This is a genomic window from Acidovorax sp. FHTAMBA, from assembly GCF_038958875.1.
GTDB lineage: Bacteria > Pseudomonadota > Gammaproteobacteria > Burkholderiales > Burkholderiaceae_C > Acidovorax.
In genome coordinates, this window is the sequence record NZ_CP152407.1 from 2,700,669 (window position 1) to 2,727,292 (window position 26,624).

19 protein-coding genes are annotated in these 26,624 nt (G+C 65.1%); 14 read left to right on the plus strand and 5 right to left on the minus strand.

Annotation, left to right across the window (positions count from 1 at the left end; translation table 11 throughout):
- The first annotated feature begins 4 nt into the window (after positions 1–4).
- Positions 5–2,053, plus strand: coding sequence for an ATP-dependent DNA helicase (locus tag AAFF19_RS12755; RefSeq protein WP_182119589.1), 2,049 nt, complete (start codon positions 5–7; stop codon positions 2,051–2,053).
- Here AAFF19_RS12755 and AAFF19_RS12760 read toward each other — a convergent pair.
- A complete protein-coding gene (locus AAFF19_RS12760) occupies positions 2,016–2,813 on the minus strand; it encodes an outer membrane protein assembly factor BamD (protein ID WP_008904802.1) in 798 nt (265 codons plus the stop codon). The two genes, AAFF19_RS12755 and AAFF19_RS12760, sit on opposite strands and share 38 nt — an antisense overlap.
- A 176-nt stretch (positions 2,814–2,989) precedes the next feature.
- Between AAFF19_RS12760 and dnaE the strand changes: the two genes are divergently transcribed.
- The 4 genes from dnaE (at position 2,990) to AAFF19_RS12780 (ending at position 10,869) form a co-directional block, all read left to right on the plus strand.
- Complete coding sequence (gene dnaE / locus AAFF19_RS12765) at positions 2,990–6,523, plus strand: DNA polymerase III subunit alpha (protein ID WP_342720289.1); 3,534 nt, start codon at positions 2,990–2,992, stop codon at positions 6,521–6,523.
- Positions 6,524–6,632: 109 nt separating this feature from the next.
- Positions 6,633–7,001, plus strand: a complete 369-nt coding sequence (gene clpS / locus AAFF19_RS12770; RefSeq protein ID WP_029414237.1) for an ATP-dependent Clp protease adapter ClpS — start codon at positions 6,633–6,635, stop codon at positions 6,999–7,001.
- Between the two features lie 57 nt (positions 7,002–7,058).
- A complete protein-coding gene (gene clpA, locus AAFF19_RS12775; protein ID WP_008904805.1) occupies positions 7,059–9,407 on the plus strand; it encodes an ATP-dependent Clp protease ATP-binding subunit ClpA in 2,349 nt (782 codons plus the stop codon).
- Between the two features lie 325 nt (positions 9,408–9,732).
- Positions 9,733–10,869: a hypothetical protein gene (locus AAFF19_RS12780; protein ID WP_342720291.1), complete on the plus strand. Its 1,137-nt coding sequence runs from the start codon at positions 9,733–9,735 to the stop codon at positions 10,867–10,869.
- A 33-nt stretch (positions 10,870–10,902) separates the two neighbouring features.
- Here the strand turns inward: AAFF19_RS12780 and AAFF19_RS12785 are convergent, their stop codons facing one another.
- Positions 10,903–12,201, minus strand: coding sequence for a lytic murein transglycosylase (locus AAFF19_RS12785; protein ID WP_342720292.1), 1,299 nt, complete (start codon positions 12,199–12,201; stop codon positions 10,903–10,905).
- A gap of 149 nt (positions 12,202–12,350) precedes the next feature.
- On the opposite strand from AAFF19_RS12785, the gene sbcB reads away from it, so the two are divergent.
- Both sbcB and AAFF19_RS12795 read left to right on the plus strand, forming a co-directional pair.
- Entirely contained in the window at positions 12,351–13,796 is a 1,446-nt protein-coding gene (sbcB, locus tag AAFF19_RS12790; protein ID WP_342720293.1) for an exodeoxyribonuclease I, read from the plus strand.
- 156 nt (positions 13,797–13,952) lie between these two features.
- Positions 13,953–15,194 carry a cystathionine gamma-synthase family protein gene (locus tag AAFF19_RS12795; RefSeq protein ID WP_342720294.1) on the plus strand — a complete coding sequence of 414 codons (1,242 nt, stop codon included), beginning with the start codon at positions 13,953–13,955 and terminating at the stop codon, positions 15,192–15,194.
- Here the strand turns inward: AAFF19_RS12795 and AAFF19_RS12800 are convergent, their stop codons facing one another.
- The gene (locus AAFF19_RS12800; protein WP_342720295.1) at positions 15,195–16,892 is read right to left on the minus strand and encodes a Na/Pi cotransporter family protein; all 1,698 of its coding nucleotides are present in this window, start codon (positions 16,890–16,892) and stop codon (positions 15,195–15,197) included.
- A 99-nt stretch (positions 16,893–16,991) separates the two neighbouring features.
- On the opposite strand from AAFF19_RS12800, the gene AAFF19_RS12805 reads away from it, so the two are divergent.
- On the plus strand, positions 16,992–18,317 hold the full coding sequence (locus tag AAFF19_RS12805; RefSeq protein WP_342720296.1) for a protein kinase: 1,326 nt from the start codon (positions 16,992–16,994) through the stop codon (positions 18,315–18,317).
- Positions 18,318–18,380: 63 nt separating this feature from the next.
- On the opposite strand, the gene AAFF19_RS12810 is transcribed toward AAFF19_RS12805, so the two are convergent.
- Positions 18,381–19,610, minus strand: coding sequence for a nucleoside recognition domain-containing protein (locus AAFF19_RS12810; RefSeq protein ID WP_342720297.1), 1,230 nt, complete (start codon positions 19,608–19,610; stop codon positions 18,381–18,383).
- Between the two features lie 215 nt (positions 19,611–19,825).
- Here AAFF19_RS12810 and AAFF19_RS12815 point away from each other — a divergent pair, with 215 nt between their 5' ends.
- From AAFF19_RS12815 to AAFF19_RS12840, 6 genes are all read left to right on the plus strand, one after another.
- Entirely contained in the window at positions 19,826–20,539 is a 714-nt protein-coding gene (locus tag AAFF19_RS12815) for a YebC/PmpR family DNA-binding transcriptional regulator (protein ID WP_008904814.1), read from the plus strand.
- A 63-nt stretch (positions 20,540–20,602) separates the two neighbouring features.
- Positions 20,603–20,899 carry a DnaJ domain-containing protein gene (locus AAFF19_RS12820; protein ID WP_008904815.1) on the plus strand — a complete coding sequence of 99 codons (297 nt, stop codon included), beginning with the start codon at positions 20,603–20,605 and terminating at the stop codon, positions 20,897–20,899.
- Positions 20,896–21,471, plus strand: coding sequence for a hypothetical protein (locus AAFF19_RS12825; protein ID WP_342720298.1), 576 nt, complete (start codon positions 20,896–20,898; stop codon positions 21,469–21,471). Before AAFF19_RS12820 ends, AAFF19_RS12825 begins: the two co-directional genes overlap by 4 nt.
- 165 nt (positions 21,472–21,636) lie before the next feature.
- Complete coding sequence (locus AAFF19_RS12830) at positions 21,637–22,395, plus strand: hypothetical protein (protein ID WP_342720299.1); 759 nt, start codon at positions 21,637–21,639, stop codon at positions 22,393–22,395.
- 170 nt (positions 22,396–22,565) lie between these two features.
- A complete protein-coding gene (locus AAFF19_RS12835) occupies positions 22,566–23,858 on the plus strand; it encodes a hypothetical protein (protein WP_182119578.1) in 1,293 nt (430 codons plus the stop codon).
- 121 nt (positions 23,859–23,979) lie between these two features.
- Positions 23,980–25,185, plus strand: coding sequence for a GGDEF domain-containing protein (locus tag AAFF19_RS12840; protein WP_182119577.1), 1,206 nt, complete (start codon positions 23,980–23,982; stop codon positions 25,183–25,185).
- A gap of 100 nt (positions 25,186–25,285) precedes the next feature.
- Here the strand turns inward: AAFF19_RS12840 and AAFF19_RS12845 are convergent, their stop codons facing one another.
- The gene (locus tag AAFF19_RS12845) at positions 25,286–26,560 is read right to left on the minus strand and encodes an amidohydrolase family protein (protein ID WP_182119576.1); all 1,275 of its coding nucleotides are present in this window, start codon (positions 26,558–26,560) and stop codon (positions 25,286–25,288) included.
- Positions 26,561–26,624 lie beyond the last annotated feature (64 nt).

Genomic DNA, 26,624 nt, shown 5'->3' on the forward strand with positions numbered 1-26,624 from the left:
CGTGATGGACCTGTCGGCAATGGTTCAGGAGGTCTTTGCCCCAGGCGGCGTTCTGGCGCGCGCCGACGTGCACTTTCAGCCCCGGCAGGGCCAGACGCAAATGGCGCTGGCCGTGGCCGAAACCGTGGAAAAGGGCGGGGCGCTGGTGGTGGAGGCGGGAACCGGCGTGGGCAAGACCTTTGCCTACCTCGTTCCTGCCCTGTTGAGCGGTGAGCGGGTGCTCTTGTCTACCGCCACAAAGGCGTTGCAAGACCAGCTGTTTTCGCGTGACCTGCCGCAGGTGGCTCAGACGCTCGGTCTGCCCGTGCGCATGGCGCTTCTGAAGGGCCGTGCGAGCTATCTGTGCCTGTACCGGATGGAGCAGGCTCGCCACGACGTATCAGGCAGCGGGCCGGGTGTTGCACGCGTGTTGGCCAGGGTCGAACGCTGGTCGCAGGGCACCCGCTCGGGAGACCTCGCCGAGCTGACGGGACTGGATGAACGGTCGCCGGTGGTGCCGTTGATCACATCCACGCGTGAGAACTGCCTCGGTTCGCTGTGCCCCCGGTTTCGGGAATGCCATGTCCATCTGGCGAGGCGGGAGGCCTTGGCTGCGGACATTGTTGTCATCAACCACCACCTCTTTTTTGCCGATGTTGCGGTCCGCGAGTCGGGTATGGCCGAGCTCTTGCCGACCGTGCGTGTCGTGGTGTTTGACGAAGCGCACCAGATCAACGAGACCGGCGTGCAGTTTCTGGGGCTCTCACTGTCCACGGGTCAGCTGATCGATTTTGGCAAGGACCTGCTGGTGGCTGGGCTGCAGCATGCGCGGGGCTTCGCGGACTGGACGGGGCTGGCACACCGGCTGGACCAATCGGTCCGGGATCTGCGCCTGGCTGCAGGCACCCGCGCCATCGATACAAGGCTGCGCTGGACGGGCGAAGCACCCGAGGGGTGTGCGCCGGACGCCTGGCAGGCGGCCCTGCGCGGCGTGGCACTGGCGTGCGCACAGGCGCAGGAGGCGCTCGACGCTGCCAGTGAAACTGCCATCGACTTTGTGCGCCTGTATGAACGCGGGGCCGAGTTGCTCGCGCGTCTGGGCCATTTTGCGGGGTCTGCAAACCTGGATGCCGTGCGATGGGCTGAGCTGGGTGCGCAATTGCGGCTGACAGAATCCCCGCTGGACATCGCCGAGGCCATGCGGGCACGGATTCTTGCGAGTCCCGCAGACCAGGTAGATGACGATGGTTGGCCCGGGGAGAGCGCGCCCGGGCCCGGCAGGGCATGGATTTTTACCTCGGCCACCCTGGGTGACGATGACAAGCTGAGCTGGTTTACCGATCGCGCAGGCTTGCAGGACGCGCGCATTCTGCGCGTTCCGAGCCCGTTTGATTACGCTTTGCAAGCAGCGCTGTATGTGCCAGGGCACCTGCCGTCCCCGTCTGATCCAGCGCACAGTGCAATGCTCGCGAGATGGGTCGCCCATTGGGCAGCGCAGCTGGGTGGCCGCACGCTGGTGCTGACGACCAGCCTGAAGGCCTTGCGCACGATTGGCGATGCACTGAAGGCGCAGTTTTCTGCGACGGTCGTGCTGGACGTGCTGGTGCAGGGAGAGTGGCCCAAGCGCGCGCTGATGGAGCGCTTTCGTGAAGGGGGTGATCACGGACAACGGGGCTGCGTGCTGGTGGCGTCGGCCACGTTCTGGGAGGGTTTTGACGTGCCGGGCGACGCCTTGCAGCTGGTGGTGATCGACAAGCTGCCTTTTCCGCCACCGGGAGACCCTCTCGTGGAGGCTCGCACGCAGCGCATCGAAAAAAATGGCGGTAAAGCATTCAGGTCGTACGCTTTGCCCGAAGCTGCGGTGGCGCTCAAGCAGGGCGCGGGAAGACTGATACGGCGTGAGACCGATCGTGGGCTGCTGGTGGTGGGAGACACCCGCCTGGTGACCATGGGCTATGGCAAGCGGTTACTCGGCGCGCTGCCGCCGATGCGGCGTCTGGAGTCAGAAGCTGAATTCGAAGCCGCTGTTCAGGCGCTCACCAGAACTTCCACCACGGATCAGACTTTTCCTTGAAGCCGTCGCGCAGATAGGCGCTTTGCGGATACGACGTGTCCATCACACGGCGGGCGTCGTCACGAAGCTGGGTCATGCCCAGCGCATCGTATGACTGAATGAGGATGTACAAGGCCTCTTCCAACGCCGGCACTCCCTGGTAGTCTGCCACGGCTGCCTGCGCGCGGCCGATTGCAGCCACGTACGCTCCCCGCTGAAAGTAGTAGCGGGCCACATGCACTTCATACTGGGCCAGCGAATTCACGATGTACGTCATGCGCAGGCGAGCGTCCTGCGCATAGCGTGATTCGGGGAAACGCGTCACCAGCTCACTGAAAGCCTCGAAGGAATCCTTGGCAGCTTTCTGATCGCGTTCGGAAAGATCCTGACGGGATATGAACGAGAACAAACCGAGGTTGTCGTTGAAGTTCACGAGGCCCTTGAGGTAGAGCGCGTAATCAAGGGCGGGGCTGGCGGGATGCAGCTTCATGAAGCGGTCCAGCGTGGCAATCGCCTGGGCTTTTTCACCGCCCTTGTAATGCGCATAGGCCTTGTCGATCTGGGCCTGCTGGGCCAACGGCGTACCTGCAGCACGCCCTTCGAGCTTTTCAAGCAGGGGGACCGCCTTGTCATAGGCGCCGCTGTTCATCTCATCCTTGGCTTCTGAATGAATGCGGTTGGGGCTCCAGGTGGCCGTTTTGTCTTCGGTTGTGCTGGAGCAACCTGCCAGCAGACCGGCAAGCAGCAAGGCAGAAACGAGGGGCAATGGGGCACGCAGCATCGAAGGCAGCTTTCAGCAAAAGAAGAAACGGGGTGCAGGATATCCGGGCCTCAAAGAGGCGGACGCAGTCGGCATCGCACGCACTTCGGGGCATTGTAGCGGGGCGGCGCCGGTAAAGAGGTGGAGTGCCGACAGGATTCGACGGGTCGGCGCGGCAGGCTTTCTACAATGGCTCCATGTTTGTTCACTTGCGCCTGCACACCGAGTTTTCCGTCGTTGACGGTACCAATCGAATCGATGAGGTGGCCAAGGCGGCCGCCAAAGATGGCCAGCCTGCGCTGGCCATCACCGATCTCAACAACCTTTTTGGCGCGATCAAGTTCTACAAGGAAGCGCGAAGCAAGGGTGTCAAGCCCATCCTGGGGGCCGAGATTTTTCTGGAAGGCGAGGCGGGCGCAGCCCCCTCACGACTGATCGTTCTTGTGCAGAATCGCCAAGGTTACCTGAACCTGTCGGAACTGATCGCGCGTGCGTGGACGCGCAATGTCGTCAAAAACCTGGCGCTTTGTACCTGGGCCTGGTTGGAGGAGTTGTCGGAAGGGTTGATTGCCCTGGCCGGGGCACAGGCTGGGCCCGTGGGCCAGGCTCTCCTGAAGGGGGACCAGTCGGGCGCCGCAGAGCTTGCCTTGCGCCTGGCAGGGCTGTTTCCACACCGGTTTTACATCGAGTTGCAGCGTGCGGGCCGTGTGGACGATGAAAGCCACGTGGTGGCTGCTGCGCAGTTGGCGGCGCGCCTGAGCTTGCCCGTGGTGGCCACACATCCTGTGCAGTTCGCCACTCCAGACGACTATGAGGCCCACGAGGCGCGCGTCTGTATTGCAGAGGGGGAGATCCTGGCCAACCCCCGCCGCGTGCGCAAGTTCACGCGCGACCAGTATTTCAAGTCGTCTGCAGAAATGCAGGCCTTGTTCGCTGATGTTCCGTCGGCCATCGCGAACACGGTGGAAATTGCCCAGCGTTGCAACCTCACGCTGGTGCTTGGCAAGCCGCAGTTGCCGGACTTTCCCACTCCCAATGGCATGCCGATCGATGAGTTCTTTCGTTTTGCCTCGTTCGAGGGGCTGGAGGAGCGCCTGAAGCTTCTCTTCCCCAAGGAGTCCGACCGCGACCAGCAGCGTCCCCGCTATGTGGAACGCCTGGAGTTCGAGATCGGCACCATCCTCAAGATGGGGTTTCCGGGCTATTTCCTCATCGTGGGCGATTTCATCCAGTGGGCCAAGAACAACGGTTGCCCCGTGGGGCCTGGACGGGGGTCGGGTGCTGGCTCGCTGGTGGCGTATGCGCTCAAGATCACCGACCTCGACCCCCTGCAATACAACCTGCTGTTCGAGCGGTTTTTGAACCCCGAGCGGGTGTCCATGCCGGACTTCGATATTGACTTTTGCCAGTCCAATCGGGATCGGGTGATCGACTATGTGAAGGAAAAGTACGGCAAGAATGCCGTGAGCCAGATTGCCACCTTCGGAACCATGGCTGCCAAGGCCGCCATCCGCGACGTGGGCCGGGTAATGGATATGAGCTACATGTTCTGCGACGGCATCTCCAAGCTGGTGCCGGGCAAGCCCGGCATGTCGTACACGCTGGCCTATCCGCCCGAGGTCAAAAAAGACGGCGACAAGAACAACTACGCGCTGGAGCTTGAGCCGCTGCTGTACGAACGCGTGCAGAAGGAGGAAGACGTCAAGACCATCATCGAGATGGCGCAAAAACTCGAAGGCATGACCCGCAACATCGGCATGCACGCAGGCGGAGTGTTGATTGCGCCTGGCAAGCTCACGGATTTCTGCCCGCTTTACCAGCAGCCGGGCAGCGAATCGGCGGTGAGCCAGTTCGACAAGGACGATGTGGAAGCCATCGGCCTTGTCAAATTCGACTTTCTGGGTTTGGCCACGCTCACCATCCTGGAGATTGCGCGCCAGTTCATCATGAAGCGCCACAAGGGGCAGGAAAACTTTGCGTACGAAGCAGTCCCACTGGACGATGGGCCCACCTATCGGCTGTTCTCTGAGGGAAAAACGGAAGCCGTGTTCCAGTTTGAAAGCCGGGGTATGCAAGGCATGCTCAAAGAGGCGCGACCCAGCCGGCTCGAAGACCTGATTGCACTCAACGCCCTCTACCGCCCCGGGCCCATGGACCTGATTCCCAGCTTCGTGAATCGCAAACACGGCAAGGAAGTGGTGGAGTACCCGCACCCGCTGGTGGAGAAGGTACTGGCCGAGACCTACGGGATCATGGTGTACCAGGAGCAGGTGATGCAGACCGCCCAGGTGCTGGGGGGCTACAGCCTGGGTGGCGCCGACATGCTGCGCCGCGCCATGGGCAAGAAAAAGGCCGAGGAAATGGCCGAGCACCGTGCCATTTTCCGAAAGGGCGCAGCCGAAAAGGGCATCAGCCAGGAGAAAGCTGATGAGGTGTTCGACCTGATGGAGAAGTTCGCGGGCTACGGCTTCAACAAGTCGCACGCGGCCGCCTACTCACTGCTGGCCTACCACACGGGCTGGCTCAAGGTGCACTACACGGCCGAGTTCTTCTGCGCCAACATGACCGTGGAAATGGACGACACCGACAAGCTCAAGGTGCTGTTCGAGGACGCGCAGAAAATGGGGCTTTCGTTCGAGCCGCCCGATGTCAATCGGGGCTTCTACCGCTTTGAGCCTGTCACCGACAGGATCATCCGATACGGCCTGGGCGCGGTGAAAGGAACTGGCCAGCAGGCCATTGAAGCCATCGTGGCAGCGCGCGAGGGGCGCGGAGACGGACCGCATGGGTCAACCAAAGGCCCTTTCAAGAGTCTTTTCGATTTTTGCTTGCGGGTGGACAAGGCCCGCATGAACAAGCGCACGGTGGAGGCCCTGATCAAGGCAGGTGCCTTCGACTCGATCCACATGAATCGCGCGGCCTTGGTGGCCTCCATCGACCGGGCCTTTGACTTTTCGGCGGCCACCCTGGCCAATGTGAACCAAGGGGGGCTTTTCGACATGATGGGCGACGACGCCCATGGTTCCAGCACGCAAGAGCCGGATCTGGTGGACGCCGTGCCCTGGGGTATCAAGGAGCGGTTGACGCAGGAAAAAACCGCTGTCGGGTTCTATCTTTCAGGGCATCTGTTCGATGAAGTGGCCACCGAAGTGCGCCGGTTTGTGCGCACCTCCATCGATGAACTGCTCGACAGCCGCGAACCGCAGGTGCTCGCGGGCATCGTCAGCGACTTCCGCGTGATCAATGGTCAGCGCGGCAAACTGGGCCTGTTTCGGCTGGATGACAAATCGGGCGTCATTGAGGCGTCTGCGGACGAAGCGCTGCTCAATACCTACCGCAACCAGCTCAAGGAAGACGAATTCGTCGTGATGATGGGACGCTTGCAGCTCGACCATTTCAGTGGGGGCCTGCGCGTGAAGGTGCAGCAGGTGTGGGACCTGGCGGGTGCGCGTTGCCGGTTCGGAAAATACCTGCACGTTCTGGTGGGCGACAAGGGGCCGGACGTGCACCGCCTGGTCAAGGAGTTCCCTCCACGCCGCGAGGAGCTTGCCGAGGGTGAATTGTTCCACGGGCTGCGCGTGCGCATGGGTGTGCGCTGCATCGCCGAGGACGCCACAGCTGTGGCAGAACTACAGCTGGGCGAAAGCGCCCGGTTTTATCCCACGGACGCTGCATTGGCCGCCTGGACGGCCCAGGCAGGCAGCGGATCGGCCACCGTGGTGTACGAGTAGTCCGGGCACTCGGCAATCGCTCGGTGAAATATCGTGAAGCCGGTAGCTTGAAAAAAACCGGATCAACGTCAGATTTCTCTCACGTCAGCGCCCCCCGCGGATCGCTAGAATGATTTTCATGGCAACAAAACCACCTTCACCCCCCACCGCGCCGCCGGTTACACGGCCTGCGCGGGATGACGGCGGGTCGGTCGTGCTCGAAAGGCGCACGCAAAAGACCCAGCCGCCCCAGATGTACCAGGTGGTCATGCTGAACGATGACTACACCCCCATGGAGTTCGTCATCGTGGTTTTGCAGGAGTTTTTCAGCAAGGACCGAGAACAAGCCACCCAGATCATGTTGAAAATCCACCTCGATGGCAAAGGCGTCTGCGGCGTTTATTCCCGTGATGTGGCTGCCACCAAGGTGGAACAAGTGCTTGACGCCGCCCTCAAGGCGGGCCACCCACTGCAATGTGTCAGTGAGCCTGTTGAATAACAGGTTTTTGATCCCGATCTAAAGTTATCCCTTCCACGCAAGCACAAAGGAGTTCACATGATTGCCCAGGAACTGGAAGTCAGCTTGCACATGGCCTTCGTTGAGGCCCGTCAGCAGCGCCACGAGTTCATCACCGTGGAGCATCTGTTGCTTGCATTGCTCGATAACCCCAGCGCAGCGGAGGTGCTGCGCGCATGTTCGGCCAATATCGATGATTTGCGTTCATCGCTGTCGAATTTCATCAAAGACAACACGCCCCAGGTCGCTGGCAGCGATGAGGTGGACACGCAACCCACGCTGGGGTTCCAGCGTGTGATCCAGCGCGCCATCATGCACGTGCAGTCCACCGGCAACGGCAAGAAGGAAGTCACGGGTGCCAACGTGCTCGTAGCCATCTTTGGCGAGAAGGATTCGCATGCCGTGTACTACCTGCACCAGCAGGGCGTGACGCGCCTGGATGTGGTCAACTTCATTGCCCACGGCATCAAGAAGGGCGAACCGCCAGAGCCCGCAAAAGCCGAGAACCAGGCCGAAGGTGAGGAAGGCGGTGGTGGCGAGCGCAGCGAAAAGGCCTCGCCGCTGGAGCAATTCACGCAGAACCTGAACCAGGCCGCCAAAGACGGCAAGATCGACCCGCTGATCGGCCGCCACTATGAGGTGGAGCGCACGATCCAGATCCTGTGCCGCCGCCGCAAGAACAACCCGTTGCTGGTGGGCGAAGCTGGCGTGGGCAAAACGGCCATTGCCGAGGGCCTGGCCTGGCGCATTACCCAGAACGACGTGCCCGAGATCCTCGCTGAGGCCACCGTGTATTCGCTGGACATGGGCGCGCTGCTTGCGGGTACCAAGTACCGCGGTGATTTCGAGCAGCGCCTCAAGGGCGTTCTCAAGTCGCTCAAGGACAAGCCCAACGCGATTCTGTTCATCGACGAGATCCACACCCTGATCGGTGCGGGCGCTGCGTCGGGCGGCACACTCGATGCGTCGAACCTCTTGAAGCCAGCGCTCTCCAGCGGTCAGCTCAAGTGCATTGGCGCCACCACGTTCACCGAATACCGTGGCATTTTCGAGAAGGACGCAGCGCTGTCCCGCCGCTTCCAGAAGGTGGACGTGGTCGAGCCCAGCGTGGCCGAGACCATCGACATCCTGAAGGGTCTCAAGAGCCGTTTTGAAGAGCACCATAGCGTGAAGTACGCCGCCGCCGCCCTGCAGGCTGCGGCGGAGCTGAGTGCCAAGTACATCAACGACCGCCACCTGCCCGACAAGGCCATTGACGTCATTGACGAGGCCGGTGCCGCCCAGCGCATCATGGTGCCCAGCAAGCGCAAGAAGACCATCGGCAAGGCCGAGATCGAAGAGATCGTGGCCAAGATCGCGCGCATTCCGCCCGCGAATGTGTCCAACGACGACCGTGGCAAGCTACAGACGCTGGAACGCGACCTGAAAAGCGTGGTGTTCGGCCAGGACAAGGCGCTGGAAGTGCTCGCCAGCGCCGTCAAGATGGCGCGGTCGGGCCTGGGCAAGGGCGACAAGCCGATCGGCTCGTTCCTGTTCAGCGGCCCTACAGGGGTCGGCAAGACCGAAGCTGCCAAGCAGCTCGCGTACATCATGGGCATCGAGCTGATCCGCTTCGACATGTCCGAGTACATGGAGCGCCACGCTGTGAGCCGCCTCATCGGCGCGCCCCCGGGCTACGTGGGGTTCGACCAGGGCGGCCTGCTCACCGAAGCCATCACGAAGAAGCCGCACGCCGTGCTGCTGCTCGACGAAATCGAGAAGGCGCACCCGGACATCTTCAACGTGCTGCTGCAGGTGATGGACCACGGCACGCTGACCGACAACAACGGGCGCAAGGCCGACTTCCGCAACGTGCTCATCATCATGACCACGAATGCGGGCGCTGAGACGATGAACAAGGCGACGATTGGCTTCACCAACCCGCGGCAGGCGGGCGACGAGATGGGCGACATCAAGCGCCTGTTCACGCCCGAGTTCCGCAACCGGCTGGACGCCATCGTCAACTTCAAGGCGCTTGATGAGCAGATCATCCTGCGTGTGGTGGACAAGTTCCTGCTGCAGCTCGAAACCCAATTGGCCGAGAAGAAGGTGGAAGTCACCTTCACCGACACGCTGCGCAAGCACCTGGCCAAGAAGGGTTTCGATCCGCTGATGGGCGCGCGCCCGATGCAGCGCCTGATCCAGGACACCATCCGCCGCGCGCTCGCCGACGAACTCCTGTTCGGCCGCCTCACCGAAGGTGGTCGCCTGACGGTGGACATCGAGATGAAGACCGACGACAAGGGTGTGGAAACCCCCGAGGTGCTGCTGGACATCCAGCCGCTGCCGAAGAAGGACCGCGCCGCCAAGTCCGAACCGGCCGAGCCGGAAGAGGCCACCGCCGACTGAGGCATGCAGGATGGATGCGCGGCGGGCCCACCGGCCAGCCGCTTTCCATCCAGGCGTCTTTACCCAGGCCGACCGTCCTTGCGACGGTCGGCTTTTTTATTGTTAGCTCCCGTTTTGATAGCTACCAGCGCTTGATGGTTGAGCGTTTGAGCGCCATGAAGGCCAAAAATGGCGTGGAACGGGCGCAAGGTGCTATGAGATTTGTAGTCTGCGCCTGCGCGTGCCCACTGCGCTGATACGTTTGCGAACAGATCCGCAAGGCGACAGACACCCGCAGCGCGGCACTGCAGCACATACTGCGCGCTTCCTGCACGAAAGGCGCGGCATGACGCTCTCCCTCCGACGTTTCGAACCTCCGCTGCGCGCAGCCGGAGCGTGCCTTGCTGGCGTCGATCGCCGCATCGCCATCATCAGCCTGTGCGTAGCGGTGGCTGCCTGTGGGGGAGGCGGCGGCGCCGACCCCGCACCCGGCCCGACACCCGGGGCGCCCGCTCCCGCGCCGTCCGCGCCTGCTCCTACGCCAGCACCGGCACCGGGCACCGCCAGTTACGGCGATCTGAACGGAGCTGCGCTGGGCGTGGGCGCCTCGCTGAACGGCGCGGTGCCTTTTCCGGCCGACAACGCGTGGAACACCGACATCAGCACGCGCCCGGTGGACTCCAACTCCGACAACCTGATCGCCAGCATCGGCCGGGACCGCGGCCTGTTCCCCGACTTTGGATCGGGCCTGTGGGAAGGCGCGCCCATCGGCATCCCTTACGTGGTGGTGCAGGGCAGCCAGCCGCGCGTGCCGGTGGTGTTTACCGACTATGCGGCCGAAAGCGACCCCGGGCCGTATCCCATTCCGCCCAACGCGCCCATTGAAGGCGGCCCGGCCAGCGCGGGCGACCGCCATGTCATCGTGATCGACCGGGACAACAACCGCCTCTACGAGACGGGCAACAGCTACCCCCAGCCGGACGGCAGCTGGCGCACCTCCGGCGGGGCCGTTTTCCATCTCGACAGCAACACCGTGCGTCCCACGGCGCAGCCCCGCTGGACCAGCGCCGACGCGGCCGGCCTGCCGATTTTTCCGGGCCTGGTGCGGTATGACGAGGCCTCGCGCGGGCCGGGCGGCATACGGCATGCGCTGCGCTTTACCGTCAGCCAGACCCGTCGCGCCTATGTGCCACCGGCCACGCACTGGGCCTCCAGCAGCACCCATGCCAACCTGCCGCCCATGGGCATGCGCGTGCGGCTCAAAGCCAGCTACGTGATCCCGGAGAGCTTCTCGGCCGAGAGCCGGGCCATCCTTACCGCGCTCAAGACGCACGGGATGATGGTGGCTGACAACGGCTCCAACTGGTTCCTGAGCGGCGCGCCCGACGAGCGCTGGAACAACGACCGCCTCAAGTCCGAACTGCGGCTGGTGCTGGGCCGGCATTTTGAGGTGGTGCGCATGGACGGGCTGGTCACGCCCTGAGGGTCCATGCGCACAAGTTAAGCGCAGCGAAATTCAGGGCTGCGCAGTCAGCCGCTCCAGCAGCTCCAGAGTCGGGTAGCCGTCCGCCACCGCGCCCACGCTCTGCTGATACCGCCGCAGTCCCGCCCGCGTGGCGGGGCCGGCCACGCCGTCGGGTGTGCCGGTGTCAAAGCCGCGCTCGTTCAGCGCCGTCTGCAGGGTGCGCACCTGCTCGCGCGACAGGGGTTGCAGGTCGCGCGGCCAGGCGGCCACCACACCCGGCCCGCCGTCGATCTGTTGCGCCAGCAGCGCCACGCCCAGCGCGTAGTTCACCGCGTTGTTGTAGCGCAGCAGGGTGCGAAAGTTGGGCCCCACCAAAAAGGCGGGCCCGCGCGCGCCGGCCGGGGCCAGGATGGACGCTTCGGCCAGCGTGGGCAACGTCTGTCCCTCCACCGCCTGCACACCCTCTGCTGCCCACTGCGCCGCGCCCTGGCGCACGCTGAGCTCGGCCCGGGTGTAGTCAAAGCCCGGCGGCAGGCGCACCTCGGCGCCCCAGGGCTCGCCGCTGCGCCAGCCCGAGCGGGCGAGAAAGTGCGCGGTGGACGCGGCCACGTCCGGGATGCTGCCCCAGATGTCGCGCTGGCCGTCGCCGTCGGCGTCCACCGCGTAGGCCAGGAACACGGTGGGCATGAACTGCGTATGGCCCATGGCGCCGGCCCAGGAGCCCACCATGCGGTCAGCGCCGATGTGGTCCTGGTCCACGATGCGCAGTGCGGCCAGCAACTCGCCCTGCGCCCACGCGCGGCGGCGCCCTTCATGGGCGAGCGTGGCCAGCGCATCCACGGTGCGGAAGCTCCCGAAGTTCTGGCCATAGTTGCTCTCCAGCCCCCAGATGGCCGTGAGCACCGGGGCGGGAACGCCATAGCGCGCGGCGGCGGCGTCCAGCGCGGCCTGGTGCTCGGCCCGCTTGGCCTGGCCGTTGGCAATGCGCTGGGGTGAGGCCGCGCTGTCGAGGTAGGCCCACGGCGGGCGCGTGAATTCGGGCTGGGATCGGTCGAGTTCCACCACGCGGGGCAGCCACTGGGCCTGGCCGAGCACGTCGCGCACGGTGTCAGGGCGGATGCCCGCTGCCAGTGCCTGCTGGGTGAAGGCGGCGCGCCAGGCGGAAAATTCTGCGGTGTGCGGATCGGCAGGCGTGGAGGGCGTGGACAGGGCGGGTGGGGGTGGCGCGATGGGTGGCGCGTTTTGTTGCGACGTGGGTGGCGAGGTGGCAGATGCGCAGCCGGCCAGCGCCAGGGCTGCTGCCATGGGCCACGTTGCCAAGGTGCGCAAAAGGGAGTTCGGTGCGTGCATGGCCCCATTGTCCCGCGTGCCGACTTATCCCCTGTGTCTGTGTGTTGCACTATCGTTTTGATAGCTGCTGGCGCTTTATGGATATGCGCTGGGGGCCAAAAACACCTTAAAACCGGTTACATTTGACGGCTGTTCCCGCCCCGCCCGCCATGCACGCACACACCTTTCTCTGGCACGACTACGAAACCTTTGGCGCCAACACACGGCGTGACCGGCCTGCGCAGTTCGCGGCCATCCGCACCGATGCCGAGCTGAACGAAATCGGCGAGCCGCTGATGCTGTATTGCCAGCCCGCCAACGACTATCTGCCCGACCCGGTGTCGTGCCTCATCACCGGCATCACGCCCCAGCAGTGCCTGGAGCAGGGCGTGCCCGAGCACCAGTTTGCCGCGCGCATCGAGTCCGAGTTTGCGCAGCCCGGCACGATTGGCGTGGGCTACAACACCATCCGGTTTGACGATGAGATCACGCGCTTCATGTTCTGGCGCAACCTCATCGACCCCTATGCGCGCGAGTGGCAGAACCAGTGCGGCCGCTGGGACCTGCTGGACGTGGTGCGCATGACCTATGCGCTGCGGCCTGACGGCATCACCTGGCCAAAGAAGGACGACGGCACGCCCAGCTTCAAGCTCGAACATCTCTCCAAAGCCAACGGTCTGGTGCACGAGGCCGCACACGATGCGCTGTCGGACGTGCGCGCCACCATTGCGCTGGCCCGCCTCATCCGCCAGCACAACACCAAGCTGTTCGACTTTGCGCTGAGCCTTCACAAGAAGGACCGCGTGGCCGCCGAGCTGCGGCTGCCCGCCACCACAGTCACGGCGCGGGCGTTTCTGCATGTGTCGGGCATGTTCCCCACCGAGCGTGGCTGCCTGGCCGTGATGTGGCCGCTGGCCAGCCACCCCACCAACAAGAACGAGCTGATCGCCTGGGACCTGGCCCACGACCCGCGCGAACTGGCCACTTTGAATGTGGAGGACATCCGCCTGCGCATGTTCAGCAAGGCCGATGCGCTGCCCGAGGGCGTCACGCGCCTGCCCATCAAGACCATCCACCTGAACAAGTCGCCCATGGTGGTGGGCAATGTGAACACGCTCACGCCCGCGCTGGCGCAGCGCTGGGGCATCGACCTGGCCCAGGCCGCGCAGCACGCCGAGGTGGCGCGCGCGCTGCCCGACATGAGCGGCATCTGGCCGGCGGTGTTTGCCCGCCCGCAAGAACCCGCGCCGGATGTGGACCAGGACCTGTACGGCGGTTTTGTGGGCAACAACGACCGGCGCCTGCTGAACGACCTGCGCACCCTGAGCGGCGACCAACTGGCCAAGGCGCGCGCGCACTTTGACGACCCGCGCCTGGCCGAGCTGCTGTGGCGCTACCGGGCGCGCAACTTTCCGCAGACGCTGTCGCCCGAGGAGCAGGAACGCTGGGAGGCCCACCGCGCCGCCTGCCTGTTTGACGGGCACGGCGGGGCGCGCACGGTGGAGCAGTTGTTTACCGAAATCGACGAACTCTCGGAGACCGCCGACGACGAGCGCACGCAGGACATTCTGGGCGCCTTGTACGATTACGCCGAACACATCGCACCGGAAAGGTAGCCCCCCTGAGGCGCTGCGCGCCTTCCCCCCTGGGGGGGACGCACCCGGTGGCCTGGCAGAGCCAGTTCCACGGGTGCGCTGGCGTTAAGGGCGCGCCGGTATATATCGTCCCGCCTTGCACGTAGACCAGATGAAACAGAGCAGCCGCAGATTTTTATGACGACACCGCAGAACCACAGTTTCACCACCCAGATCGTGCACGCCGACCGCCTGGGCGGCGCCGAGCAGGGGGCCATCCACAAGCCCATCCACACCTCGGTGCAGTACGGCTACGAGAAGGTCGAGGACCTGATCGCCGTGTTCCAGGGCACGGCCAAGGGCGGCTTCAACTACGCACGCCAGGGCACGCCCACCACGGCGGCGCTGGAGGCCAAGATCACGCAGATGGAGCGCGGGCATGGCTCCATCGTCTTCTCCACCGGCATGGCGGGTATTTGCGCGGTGTTCCTCACGCTGCTCAAGGCGGGCGACCATCTGGTGGCCAGCCAGTTCGTGTTTGGCAACACCAACAGCGTGTTCGGCACGCTGGCCGACCTGGGCATTGAAGTGACTACGGTGGACGTGACCGACGCCGCCAACGTGGCCGCCGCGCTGCGCCCCAACACCCGCATGGTGTTTGTGGAGACCATTGCCAACCCCGGCACGCAGATCCCCGACCTGGAAGGCATTGGCGCACTGTGCCAGCAACGTGGCGTGCTGTACGTGGTGGACAACACCGTGGCTTCGCCCTACCTGTTCCGCGCGGCCACGGTGGGTGCGGGCCTGGTGGTCAACTCGCTCACCAAGAGCATTGGCGGGCAGGGCGATGCACTGGGCGGCGCCATCACCGACACGGGTCTGTTCGACTGGTCGGGCTACCCCAACATCTTTGCGGCCTACCGCAAGGGTGATGCCAAGAGCTGGGGCCTGCAGCAGATACGAAAGAAGGGCCTGCGCGACATGGGCGGCACGCTGTCGTCGCACGCAGCCCACCAGCTGGCCTTGGGCGCGGAGACGTTGGCGCTGCGCATGGACCGCACCAGTGCCACCGCCCTGGCGCTGGCCCAGTGGCTTCAGAAGCACCCGGCCGTCTCGCGCGTGCTGTACCCCATGCTGCCCTCGCACCCGCAGCACGCGTATGCGCGCAAGCACCTCAAGGCGGGCTCGTGGCTGCTGTCGTTCGAGCTGCGCAACCCCGACCAGTGCCTGGCCGTTTGCAATCGCCTGCAGCTGCCCATCAAGGCCACGGGGTTGGCCGACACGCGCACGCTGATCATCCCGGTGGCGCACACCATTTTCTGGGAGGCCGGCCCTGCCGTGCGCGCTGCCATGGGCATGGGCGACGGCATGATCCGCGTGTCCGTGGGCCTGGAAGAGGTGGAAGACCTGCTGGCCGACTTTGAGCAGGCGCTGGGCTGATCACTTTTCAGGTACCAGCGCTGGCAGCGCCGCCAGGTGCTGGCCGGCCTTGTAGCCCTGCTCCACGGCGCGGCGCAGGTCGCTGAGCTGGGCCAGCCAGTCCACCGCCGCGGCCACGTCCACCGTGCCGCCCGCGCCTGCCTGCAGCAGCGCGGCTTTGGCGGCCTGGTAACGCTCCTCGAAGGCGTTGTGGGCCTCCTCCGCCAGCCAGGTACCGCCCGCTTCGTCTGAAGCAAAGAAATCCAGCGCCGCCGTAAACACCGGGACCACGCAGGTCAGCAGTGCGTCGTGTGCCCCCGTGGCAGGCGCGGCGGGGGCCCAAGGGATGGTCACGGCGGGCACGGGCGGGCGCAGCGTGTGCACGGCCTGCTGGCCCACGTGGTGCATCACGCGCGCCAGCGTGTCGAAATAGGTGGCAATGCGCAGCAGCTCGGGCAGCTGCCGTGCCACGTCCTGCGGCATGGGCTGGCGGCTCACCTCGCTCACGAAAGCGCCTATCTGGCTTTGCAGCTGCTCCACCGTCTGCAGCTGGCGCGCCAGCCGCGCGTCGGACTGCGGCGCGGGTGCGGGCCAGTGCAGGGTCACCGGGTTCAGCCGCGCGGAGTCGGACGCCAGCCGCAGCGCACAGTGGCCCAGGTGGGCCAGCTCGCGGCGCAGGGCCTGCAGGGCCAGCTCGGGCACGGCGGCCACGTTGTGGTCCAGGTAGCGGGCGCGGGCGGCATCTTCCTCGGCCGAGCGGAAACGCACCAGCAGAAAGCGCACCAGCGGCCCCGACAGCGGCCACATCAGCAGCACGCCCAGCGCGTTGAAGCTGGTGTGAAACAGCACAAGCTGCGTCACCACATCGCCGTTGCCGGTCAGCCAGACCCCCAGCCCATGGATCAACCGCAGCAGCGGTGACAGCAGCACCATCGCGACCACGGCGGTGACCACGTTGAACAGCACATGCGCCGCCGCCAGCCGCCGCGCATTGGACGTGGCGCCGATGGCGGCCAGGATGCCGGTGAGCGTGGTGCCCACGTTGGCGCCAATCACCATGGCCGCGCCCGCCTCCACGGGCAGCATGCCGCCCGCCACGGCGGTGAGCACCAGCGCGAGGGTGGCCGACGAGGCCTGCAGCACGATGGTGAGCAGCAGACCCATCAGCACGGCCAGCGCCATGCTGGCCCCGTCGGTGCCGAAGGCCGGCAGCGACTGCGGGCCCAGCCCTTCGAAGCCGTCCTTGAGCAGGTCGATGCCCAGAAACAGCACACCAAACCCCGCGAGCGACGTGCCCAAAGCACCGCGCCGCGTACCCTCGCCCGTGAGCTTGAGCGCCATGCCCACGCCGATGAAGGGTAGGGCGAAGGCGTCAATCTTGAAATTGAAGCCGATGGCCGCCACCAGCCAGCCCGTGACGGACGAACCCAGGTTGGAGCCGAACACCACCCACAACGCCGAGGTGAAGGACAGCAGCCCCGCGTTGACAAAACCGATGGCCGCAACCGTCATGGCCGTGGACGACTGCATCAGCGCCGTGAGCAGAACGCCCGTGAACAGACCGTGCAGACGGGTGCGCGTCCAGGCGGCGAGGATGCGCTCCAGCGCCCGGCCTGCCGCCACCTTGAGACCGTCGGTCAGCATGGTCATCCCCAGCAGGAACAGGCCGATGCCGCCCAGCAGCGTGGCGCCAAGTAAAAGGGGAGACGTGGATGGCATGGTGTCGATGCTATCAACAAAATAGCTGTAGGCGCTTTATGGACGGGCGCTGGAGCCTCTTTTGGCATGCAATTGACTGCATTTGCCACAATGGCGCCCATGTCCTCACCGCAGCACACCCCCGCCACCATCGGAAAGTACCGTATCGAACGCGAACTGGGCCGGGGCGCCAGCGGCATCGTTTTTTTGGGGCTGGATGGTTTCCGGGGCCGCAAAGTCGCCATCAAACAGACCCATGCCCACCTGCTCAAGCAGCCCGAGCTGGCCGAGCGCTACCGCAAGCTGCTGCGCAACGAGGCCGCGCTGTCGGGCCGCCTGCGTCACCCCAACATCGTGCGCCTGCTGGATGCCGATGAAGAAGCGCTGCCGCCGTATCTGGTGCTCGAATATGTGGACGGCCAGCCGCTGTCCGACTTTGCAACGCCCGACACCCTGCTGCCCGTGCCGCAGGTGCTGGACATCGCCTTCAAGTGCTGCAACGCGCTCGAATACGCCTGCCACGAGGGCCTGGTGCACCGCGACATCAAGCCCGCCAACCTCATGCTGGCGCGCGGCGGCGATGTGAAGCTGACCGACTTTGGCGCCGCCCTCTCTCTGCGCAGCGACGCGACGCAGCTCTCGGGCCTGGTCGGTTCGCCGTCGTACATGTCGCCCGAACAGGTGCGCGAGCAGGATCTCACCCACCACAGCGACATGTTCTCGCTGGCCGTGGTGGTGTACGAGCTGCTCACCGGCCGCCGCCCTTTTGATGGCGACACCGACTTCGCCACGCTCTACAAGATCAGCCACGAAGCCCCCACACCGCCCAGCCTGTTGCGCGCATCGCTGCCAGCGCATGTGGACGAGGTGCTGCTGCGCGCGCTGGCCAAGGAGCCCGCCGACCGCTTTGCCACCTGGGCCGACTTTGCCCAGGCGCTGCTGGCGGCCCACCGGGGCCTGCCGCGCCAGCGCTCGCAAGACACTGAGGCCGAGCGCTTTGCCGCCCTGCGTGCGCTGCCGTTTTTTGCAGACTTTCACGACGTCGCGCTGTGGGAGCTCATGCGCCTTGGCAGCTGGCGCCGGCTGGAGCAAGGCACCGTGCTGATGCGCGAGAACACGCCCGGCGACTCGTTTTGCATCCTCATCGAAGGCCAGGTGGCCGTCAGCCGCCAGGGCTGGAACTTGAGCACGCTGGGCCCTGGCGTCACGCTGGGCGAGATGACCTACCTGCGCCCCGACAACCGCACCCGCACCGCCACCGCCGTGGCCGAGACCGAGGTGCTGGTGCTCAAGGTGCGCAACCCCGCGCTGCGCGAGGCGTCGGAAGATCTGCAGTCGCGCTTTGACAAGGCGTTCATCAAGCTGCTGGTAGGGCGGTTGATTGCCACCAACGAGCAGCTGGCTGAGTGGGAGCTGGTGGCGGCGCCGGGGCCTGCCGGTGGCTGAGGCTTAAGTTGCAATTTAATTGATAGCTGCTCGCGCTTACCTCATAAGCGCGAACGGCCTATTTCATCCAAAAAACCGGTAGCACACCATGATGGCGGCGATCACGCCCGCCAATTCGGCGAGGAGCGCGCAGCCCACGGCGTGCCTGGCGCGGTGAATGCCCACGGCACCAAAGTACACGGCCAGCACATAAAAGGTGGTTTCCGTGCTGCCCTGCACGGTGGCGGCGGCCAGGGCGGCGAAGCTGTCCACGCCCTGGGTCTGCATGGTTTCGATGAGCATGGCGCGCGCCGCGCTGCCTGAAAACGGCTTGACCAAGGCGGTGGGCAGTGCGTCCACAAACCTTGCGTCGGCGCCCAGCGTGGTCACGCACCAGCGGATGCCATCGAGCACATACCCCAGCGCCCCCGAGGCGCGGAACACGCCCACCGCGCACAGCATGGCCACCAGGTAGGGCAGCAGGCCCTTGGCCACGTCAAAGCCTTCGCGGGCGCCGTCGATGAAGGCCTCGTACACCGGCACCTTGCGCCATGCGCCCAGCGCCACAAACAGCACGATCAGCGCGAACAGGGTGAGGTTGCCCAGCAGAGAGGACAGGGATGCGAGTGCGGCGGTGCTGAGCGTGGTGAGCAACGCCATGAAGCCCGCCAGGCCCAGCGCCACGGGCAGCAGGTAGGCCAGCACCACGGGGCTCCACAGCGGCAGGCGCTGCACCACGGCCACGCTCAGCAGCCCCACCAGGGTGGATGCGGACGTGGCCAGCAGGATAGGCAGAAAGACCAGCGTCGGATCAGGCGCACCCTGCTGCATGCGGTACATGAAGATGGTGACCGGCAGCAGCGTGAGCGAGGATGCGTTGAGCACCAGGAACAGGATCTGCGCGTTGGTGGCGGTGTCGGGCTCGGGGTTCAGCTCTTGCAGCGCCTTCATGGCCTTCAGGCCGATGGGCGTGGCAGCGTTGTCCAGCCCGAGGGCGTTGGCGGCAAAGTTCAGCGTGATCAGCCCCAGCGAAGGGTGGCCGCGCGGCACGCCGGGCATGAGCGCGGCAAACAGCGGCGCCAGCCAGCGCGCCAGTGCGTCCACCAGGCCCGCCTTCTCGGCAATGCGCAAGAAACCCAGCCACAGCGTGAGCGTGCCAAACAGCAGCACCATCACCTCGACCGAGAGCTTGGCCATCTGGAACAGCGCCTGCACCATGGCCGAAAAGATGTCGGCATTGCCACCCACCAGCCACTGGGCTAACGCGGCCACCGCCGCTGTAATGAAGAAACCGAGCCACAGGGTGTTGAGCATGGGAGAGATTCAGAGGCGAGGGCGCCCGGCGGGCAGGCTGCCGAGGTTACACGCTGGCCCACCGGGCGCCGCGCACATGTACCCCGTTTGGCACCGCCACGACAGCGACAGGGTCGTCTGAACGCGATGGCCGCATGGCCGCGGGTAAACTATAGGGTTTTGCCGCGCGGAGCGACCCACGGCAAACATCCTTCCAACATACACAAAGGTAACCCATGGGCGCGCAGTGGAAAGCAAAAGGCAAGGCACAGGTGGCCGACGCCAAGGGCAAGCTGTTTGGCAAGCTGGTCAAGGAAATCACCGTGGCCGCGCGTGGCGGTGCCGACCCGGCCAGCAATGCACGCCTGCGCCTGGTGGTGGAGCAGGCCCGCAAGGCGTCGATGCCCAAGGACACACTGGAGCGCGCCATCAAGAAGGGCTCCGGCACCGGGGCCGATGCCGTCAACTACGAGCGAGTGATCTATGAAGGCTTTGCGCCGCACCAGGTGGCGGTGATGGTCGAATGCCTGACCGACAACGTCAAGCGCACGGCGCCCGAAATGCGCGTGCTGTTCCGCAAGGGCCAGCTGGGCACGTCGGGCTCGGTGGCCTGGGATTTTGACCATGTCGGCATGATCGAAGCCGAGCCTGCCGTGGCAGGTGCCGACCCCGAAGAGGCCGCGATCGAAGCCGGTGCGCAGGACTGCGAACCCGGCGATGAAGCCGGCACCACCACCTTCTGGACCGACCCGGCTGAGCTGGACCTGGTAAGCCGCGCGCTGCCCGCCCATGGCTTCACCGTGCTGTCGGCCAAGCTGGGCTACAAGCCCAAGAACCCGGTGAACCCCGCCAACCTGACGGCCGAGCAGCTGGAGGAGGTCGAGAACTTCCTGGCCGCCATCGATTCGAACGACGACGTGCAGAACGTGTTTGTGAGCCTGGGTGGCTGACGCGGTTCCACTGGCACCACCAGCGACTGATTTGCAGCCTTTGAAGTACGAACCCACTTTGTCATGACGGCAGACCACTACGCAGCCCTCGGGCTGGCGGCCAACGCGTCGCTGACAGACATCAAGAAGGCCTTTCGCCAGAAAGCCTCGTTCTACCACCCCGACCGCAATACGGCCAGCGACGCCGCGCAGCGCTTTGCCGAGGTGCAAAAGGCCTATGAAGTACTGTCCGACGACGACGCCCGCCAGGCCTATGACGACAACCGCCGCCGCAACCTGCTGGACGACCCGCTGCAGACCGCCCAGGAGATCTGGCAGGCCTACAGCACGCGCATTCTTTCCAATCCTTCTGCCCTGTGAAACTATCTCCTTATTTTTATGACCTTCGCTCCGCCTACCAGGCCGAGCTGGATGACCTGATCTCCGATTCCGAAGGCAACGACGTTCTGCGCAAGCGCCTGGCCGAAAAGCGCAACGAAATGGCGTTTCTGGTGCAGATGATGGAGCTGGCCCCCGAGATGGTGGCGGTGGTCTTTCACCGGGGCTTTCGCTTCCTCAAACCGGCGGCGGTGGAGCACCTGCTGGGCCTGCCGGTGAACGAGCTGCCCGACTGGCACAGCCTGAGCCACGCGGTGGCGCTGGAGCCCTGGGCGATGGGCCTGGCCGAAACGGTGTTGCGTGAGCCCCTGGGCGCGCGTTTTCTGGCGGTGGCTGCCGGCCTTGAATACCTGCAGCAGCACGCCCGCATGGCCCCTGCTGCCGCAGCCCATGGCGACAGCGATGCCGAGGACGACGGTGAAGACGCCGCCGAACACGACGACGACTACAACGCCTTGAGCGCCGACGATGCGGTGGACCCGCACAACAGCCGTACGCGCGACGAGGCCAGCGCCAACTGGCTGGCCGATGTGGGCTTTGAGCGGAAAGAATGAACCACCCCCTGAGTCGCCTTCAGCGCCTTCCCCCTCTCCTTCGGGAGGGGGACGCACCCGGTGGCCTGGCAAAGCCAGCTCCACGGGCGCACTGGTTTGGGCCACGCCAGTTTCATCGGACTGCGCGCGTTGCCTGGCGATGTGGAAAATCAAGAAGGAATATGCATGAGTGACCGCAACCACCTGGCCCTGATCACCAGAACCACGAGCCTCATCGCTGCCGGTGACATCGTGGGCGCGGAATCCGCGCTGTCCGAACTGGCGGATGCCGAAGGCGACAACGCCCTGATGGTGGTGCTGGACCAGCTCGCGCCCAAGGACATCCTGGCCGTGATGCGCGAGTACGACGATTCCAAGGCCTCCGTGGTCAACCTGCTGGTCACGCCCGAGCAGTTCGCCCGCGCCATGGTGCTGGAAAAGCAGTACAAGGACCTCACCCACACGCACCTGCGCAACATGGTCAACGCCGTGGTCTTTCGCGACGACGCCGACCCGGTGGAGTTCCTCACCGCCATTGGCGACCTGGAAGGCGGCGCCGAGGCCCTGGCCAACTACTTTGCCGAAAAGTGGAGCCGCATCGAGGCCTTTGCCCGCACCGGCACCTTTGACGCGACCGAAGATTACGGTGTCACGCTGAGCGACGACGAGCTGCTGGCCTCGGGCTACGTGCAGCCGCGCGTGGACCAGGACGAGGTGGCCGACCGCGACTGGATGCAGATGGCCTGGCTGCTGCGCTATGAATGCCGCGACCTTTTCATCGAAATGCTGCTGGTGCTGCGCGCCAAGGCCCGTGCGTTTGACCTGGGCCTGGAAGAGGGCGACGAGACGGCGGAAGAAGATGACGGCAAGTTCGAGACCAGCGAAACCGACCGCGGCAAGGCCACACCTGCCGCACGTGCTTCTGACGAAGAATCCGCTATTTAGAGAACAACCCCCTGTGGCGCTTCGCGCCTTCCCCCTTCTCTCGAATGGCTGTGCCATTCGGGAAGGGGGACACCGCCAGCGCGGCGGGGCGGCCCTTGCGCGGCGGTCCTGGCCTGGGGCCGCGCCAGTTGTAAAGAGCGTGAGCAACACCTAGCGCGATGGATACCCACATGACCCAGCCCGATACGCCTTCATCTGATGCCCAGCCGGTTGCAGCCGCGAACGCCCTGCAATTGCACGACGCGCGGCCTTTCTTTGAAAAGGCGCTGGTCTACGGTGTGCAGCACGGCTTCATTGATGCCGACCGGCTGGCCGCCATCAACACCGATGCGCCCAAGGGCATGGTGCAGATTGCCCGCTACTTTGGCAGCGAGTTCTTGCGGCCCGAGCTGGAGAAGGCGCGCGACCGCATGGTCAACCTCATCAGCCTGTACCTGCTGGAGACCACGGACGGCGACCTGGCCAAGGCGGCGGTCTCGCTGCGCGACAACTCGTTCCTTTCGCGCTCCAAGGGTGGCTCCGACATGCTCAAGCGGCTGATTGCCATGCCCGAGAGCAGCAACTTTGGCATGGCGGGCTATGCCGATGCCGAGACGCAGCTTTTGGCCGTGTGGTCGCTGCGCAGCCATGCTGACTACCGGGCCGAGCTAGCGCGCCGCTCGCAGATTGCGCAGGCCATCCATGCCGCGCAGTGGTTGGCTGAGCAGTTCGATCTGGACCCCGATGAGCTCGAAGCTGCAGGCGCCGACGCCGAGGCGGTCATCCGCACCGGGCTGCTCATGGTGGCGCTGGCGCCCAGGTCCATGGACCTGGGCGAATGGCCCAACACCGTGGCGTTTGAAAAATGGGTGCTTGCTCAGCGCAAGAAGAAGCTGGCTGCGCCTTCACAGCTGCGTCTGCCCTCCGGCCTGCCCGTGGAGCTGCGCGAGGCAGTGCAAGCACACTGCGCCAGCGTGCTGGCCGACCTGCCCAAGGTACTGGATGCCGCCACACCGCTTCGCACGCTGCTGCGTCCCACGGGCGCTTTTCGCGCGCGCTACTTTCTGCTGGATGACCCGCTGGCCGAGGTGGACAGCTTCCACCGCAGCCTGGATGCGCTGGACGAGGGTGAAGAGCCCCCGCTGCCTGCCAGCAAGACCTGGACAAGAACCACCCAGGGCAACGACGATGAACATTCGCTGCTCACGCTGTTCCTGTGCCTGGCTGCGGGTGTGCCCAAGAAAACCCTGTTGACCGAAAAGACCGCGGCCAGCCTGGTGCGCAAGGTGCGCAAAGCGGGCCTGCAGCCCCAGCTCGCCACCGACTTCATCCGCGCGCACGCGCCCGGCGTGCACCAGCAGGACTACATCACGCTGTGGACGGGTTTCTTTCAGGATGCAGAAAATACCTTGCTCAGCGACATGGACTACCAGCTGCACGACGCTCTGGCCCTGCTGCGCCGGGAATGCAATGTGGTGGGTTAAACCGGCCCGCAGTCAGAAGCGCCCCGCGCCGCTGCCAGCGCCTGTGCCATCCCGCGTGGGGCAGAACGATCTTCCGGGTCAGGCCGGTTAACATTCCAGCCGCCCGCCCCACACCCTCACAGTGCACACGCCCACACTTCTCATCATTGCAGCGCTTCTGACGGGGCTTGTCACCGCCGTGCTGTATGCCGTGTGGTCGTTCAACCGGAATATCCCCGGACTGCGCCTTTGGATGCTTTCGTTCCTGACGGGTTCGGTGTTCGGTGTGAGCCTGCTGGTGCGGGAGCGGTTGCACGAGGTGGTGGCGGTGGTGGTGTCCCAGGCCACGGTATCGCTGGCAGCGTACTTTTGCCTGATGGCAAGCCGCACCTACATGGGGCGGCGGCCTTTTTCGCATGTCTACGCGGTGGTGGCCATCGCTACGCTGGTGGCCTTGTCGGTGTTTTTCACGGTGGTGCAGCCCCATCAGGGCATGCGTTTTGTGTTCGCGGGGCTAGGTGCCGGCATCTGCTACCTGCTGGCCGCAGCCACGCTGGCCCAAGGTGGTGTGCGCCGCGTTCCCGCGCGCTATCTGTTTGCCCTGGTGGCCGGGTTGCACGGGTTGTTTCTGTTGCTCCGTCCGGCGCTGTTCCAGCTGTGCGCTGCGGGGGCCCCCGGGGAGGCTGCGGGCGCAGGTCTGGTGGCGCAGCTTTCGCAGTTTGTGGTGCTCGAAGCCATTGTGGCGGTGGTGCTGCTGGCGTTTGGAGCGCTGATTCTGGCCAATGAATACATCACCACCGAGTTGCGGCACCTTGCCGAGGTGGACCCGCTGACCAGCGTTTTCAACCGCCGCGCGTTTCTCACGTTACTCGACAAGGCCATCAGCAGTGCCCAGCGTACGCAGTCTGCGTTGCCCGTGATGGTGATCGACCTCGATCATTTCAAGAAGATCAACGACACGCGGGGCCACCGTGCGGGTGACGATGTGTTGCGCCACTTTGTGATGCTGGCCCTCCGCTGTCTGCGCAAGGAGGACGTGATGGGCCGCCTCGGAGGCGAGGAGTTCGCCATCTTCCTGCCGAATGCGGGCGATGGCGGAGCCCTTGCCGTGGCGGAGCGACTGCGTGCCCTGGTGCAAGCGCAGCCGCTGCTGGCAACGGACGCGTGCCCGATTCCGCTCACGGTGAGCGTGGGTGTCACGCTGTGCGCTGATGGCGACTCCGCAGACTCGGCCCTGCAGCGCGCCGACGAGGCCATGTACCTGGCCAAGGAGCGGGGTCGCAACCGGGTCGAGACGCTGGCCAAGCCCGCCGCCGCGCACGCCGTGCACGCCGCCACTGAGAGCTGAGTGCCGCCGGCCAGGGATGATAGCGACGGCTATCGCTGTGGTTTGCGCCTTGCCTGACAACGATTTCGATATTTTTTCACCGAACTTCCAACTCAGTGCACTAGATGGACGTGAAATCCACACTGCCAGGCCGTCCGTGCACCTGCAGCTGTGCCACGGGCGCCGGGCTGCTGGCCAGCCGCTTGCCGCGCCGCCACACCCCCAGCCGCACAGCGCGCAGGCGGATGGCCTCCACCGGGTTGCGCGCGTGCAGCAGCACAAAGTCGGCATGGCAGCCGGGCGCGATGCCGTAGTCCTCCAGCCCCAACAGGCGTGCAGGGTTCACCGTCACCGCATCGAAACACTGGCGCATTCCGGCCTGGCTGGTCATCTGGCCCACGTGCAGGCCCATGTGCGCGGCCTCCAGCATGTCGGCGCTGCCGCCGCTGTACCAGGGGTCGAGCACGCAGTCGTGGCCGAAAGCGACGGTGAGGCCCGCCGCCATCAGCTCGGGCACGCGGGTCATGCCGCGGCGCTTGGGGTAGGTGTCGTGGCGGCCTTGCAGCGTGATGTTGATGAGCGGGTTGGCCACCACGCCCAGTTCGGCCTCGGCCATCAGGGGGATGAGCTTGCTCACGTAGTAGTTGTCCATGCTGTGCATGGAGGTCAGGTGCGAGCCCGTCACGCGGCCTTGCAGGCCCAGGCGCTGGGTTTCGTACGCCAGGGTTTCCACGTGGCGCGAATGCGGGTCGTCGGATTCGTCGCAGTGCATGTCCACGCGCTTGCCTCGCTCGGCCGCCAGTTCGCAAAGGATCTTCACGCTCTCGGCCCCCTGGGCCATGGTGCGCTCGAAGTGCGGAATGCCGCCCACCACGTCCACGCCCATGTCCAGAGCGCGTTTCAGGTTGTCGAGCCCGCCCGGCGCGCGCAGTACCCCGTCTTGCGGGAAGGCCACCAGTTGCAAGTCGAGGTACGGCGCCACGCGCTGCTTCACATCCAGCAGCGCCTGCACGGGCAGCAGGCTGGGGTGGCTCGTGTCCACATGGCTGCGGATGGCCAGCAGTCCGCGCGCCACGGCCATGTCGCAATACCGCAGGGCGCGCTCCACGATGGACTCGTGCGTCAGCGTCGGCTTGAGCTCGCCCCACAGTGCAATGCCTTCGAGCAGCGTGCCACTCTCGTTCACGCGCGGCTGGCCGTAGCTCAGGGTCGAGTCCATGTGGAAATGCGCGTCCACAAAAGGCGGGCTGACCAGCAGGCCAGCGGCATCCACCGTTTCATGCGCAGAGGCTTGCAGGTCTTCGGTGACTTCGAGGATGCGCCCGTCTTGCACGGCAATGGACATGTTCTGGCGGCCGTCGGGCAGGGTGGCTTGGGTGATGAGCAGGTCGAGCATGGCGTGGGTCTTGTGGGTCAGGCTAGGTGTCGGGTTTTTTCAAGACGTGAGCGGGCTCTGTGCC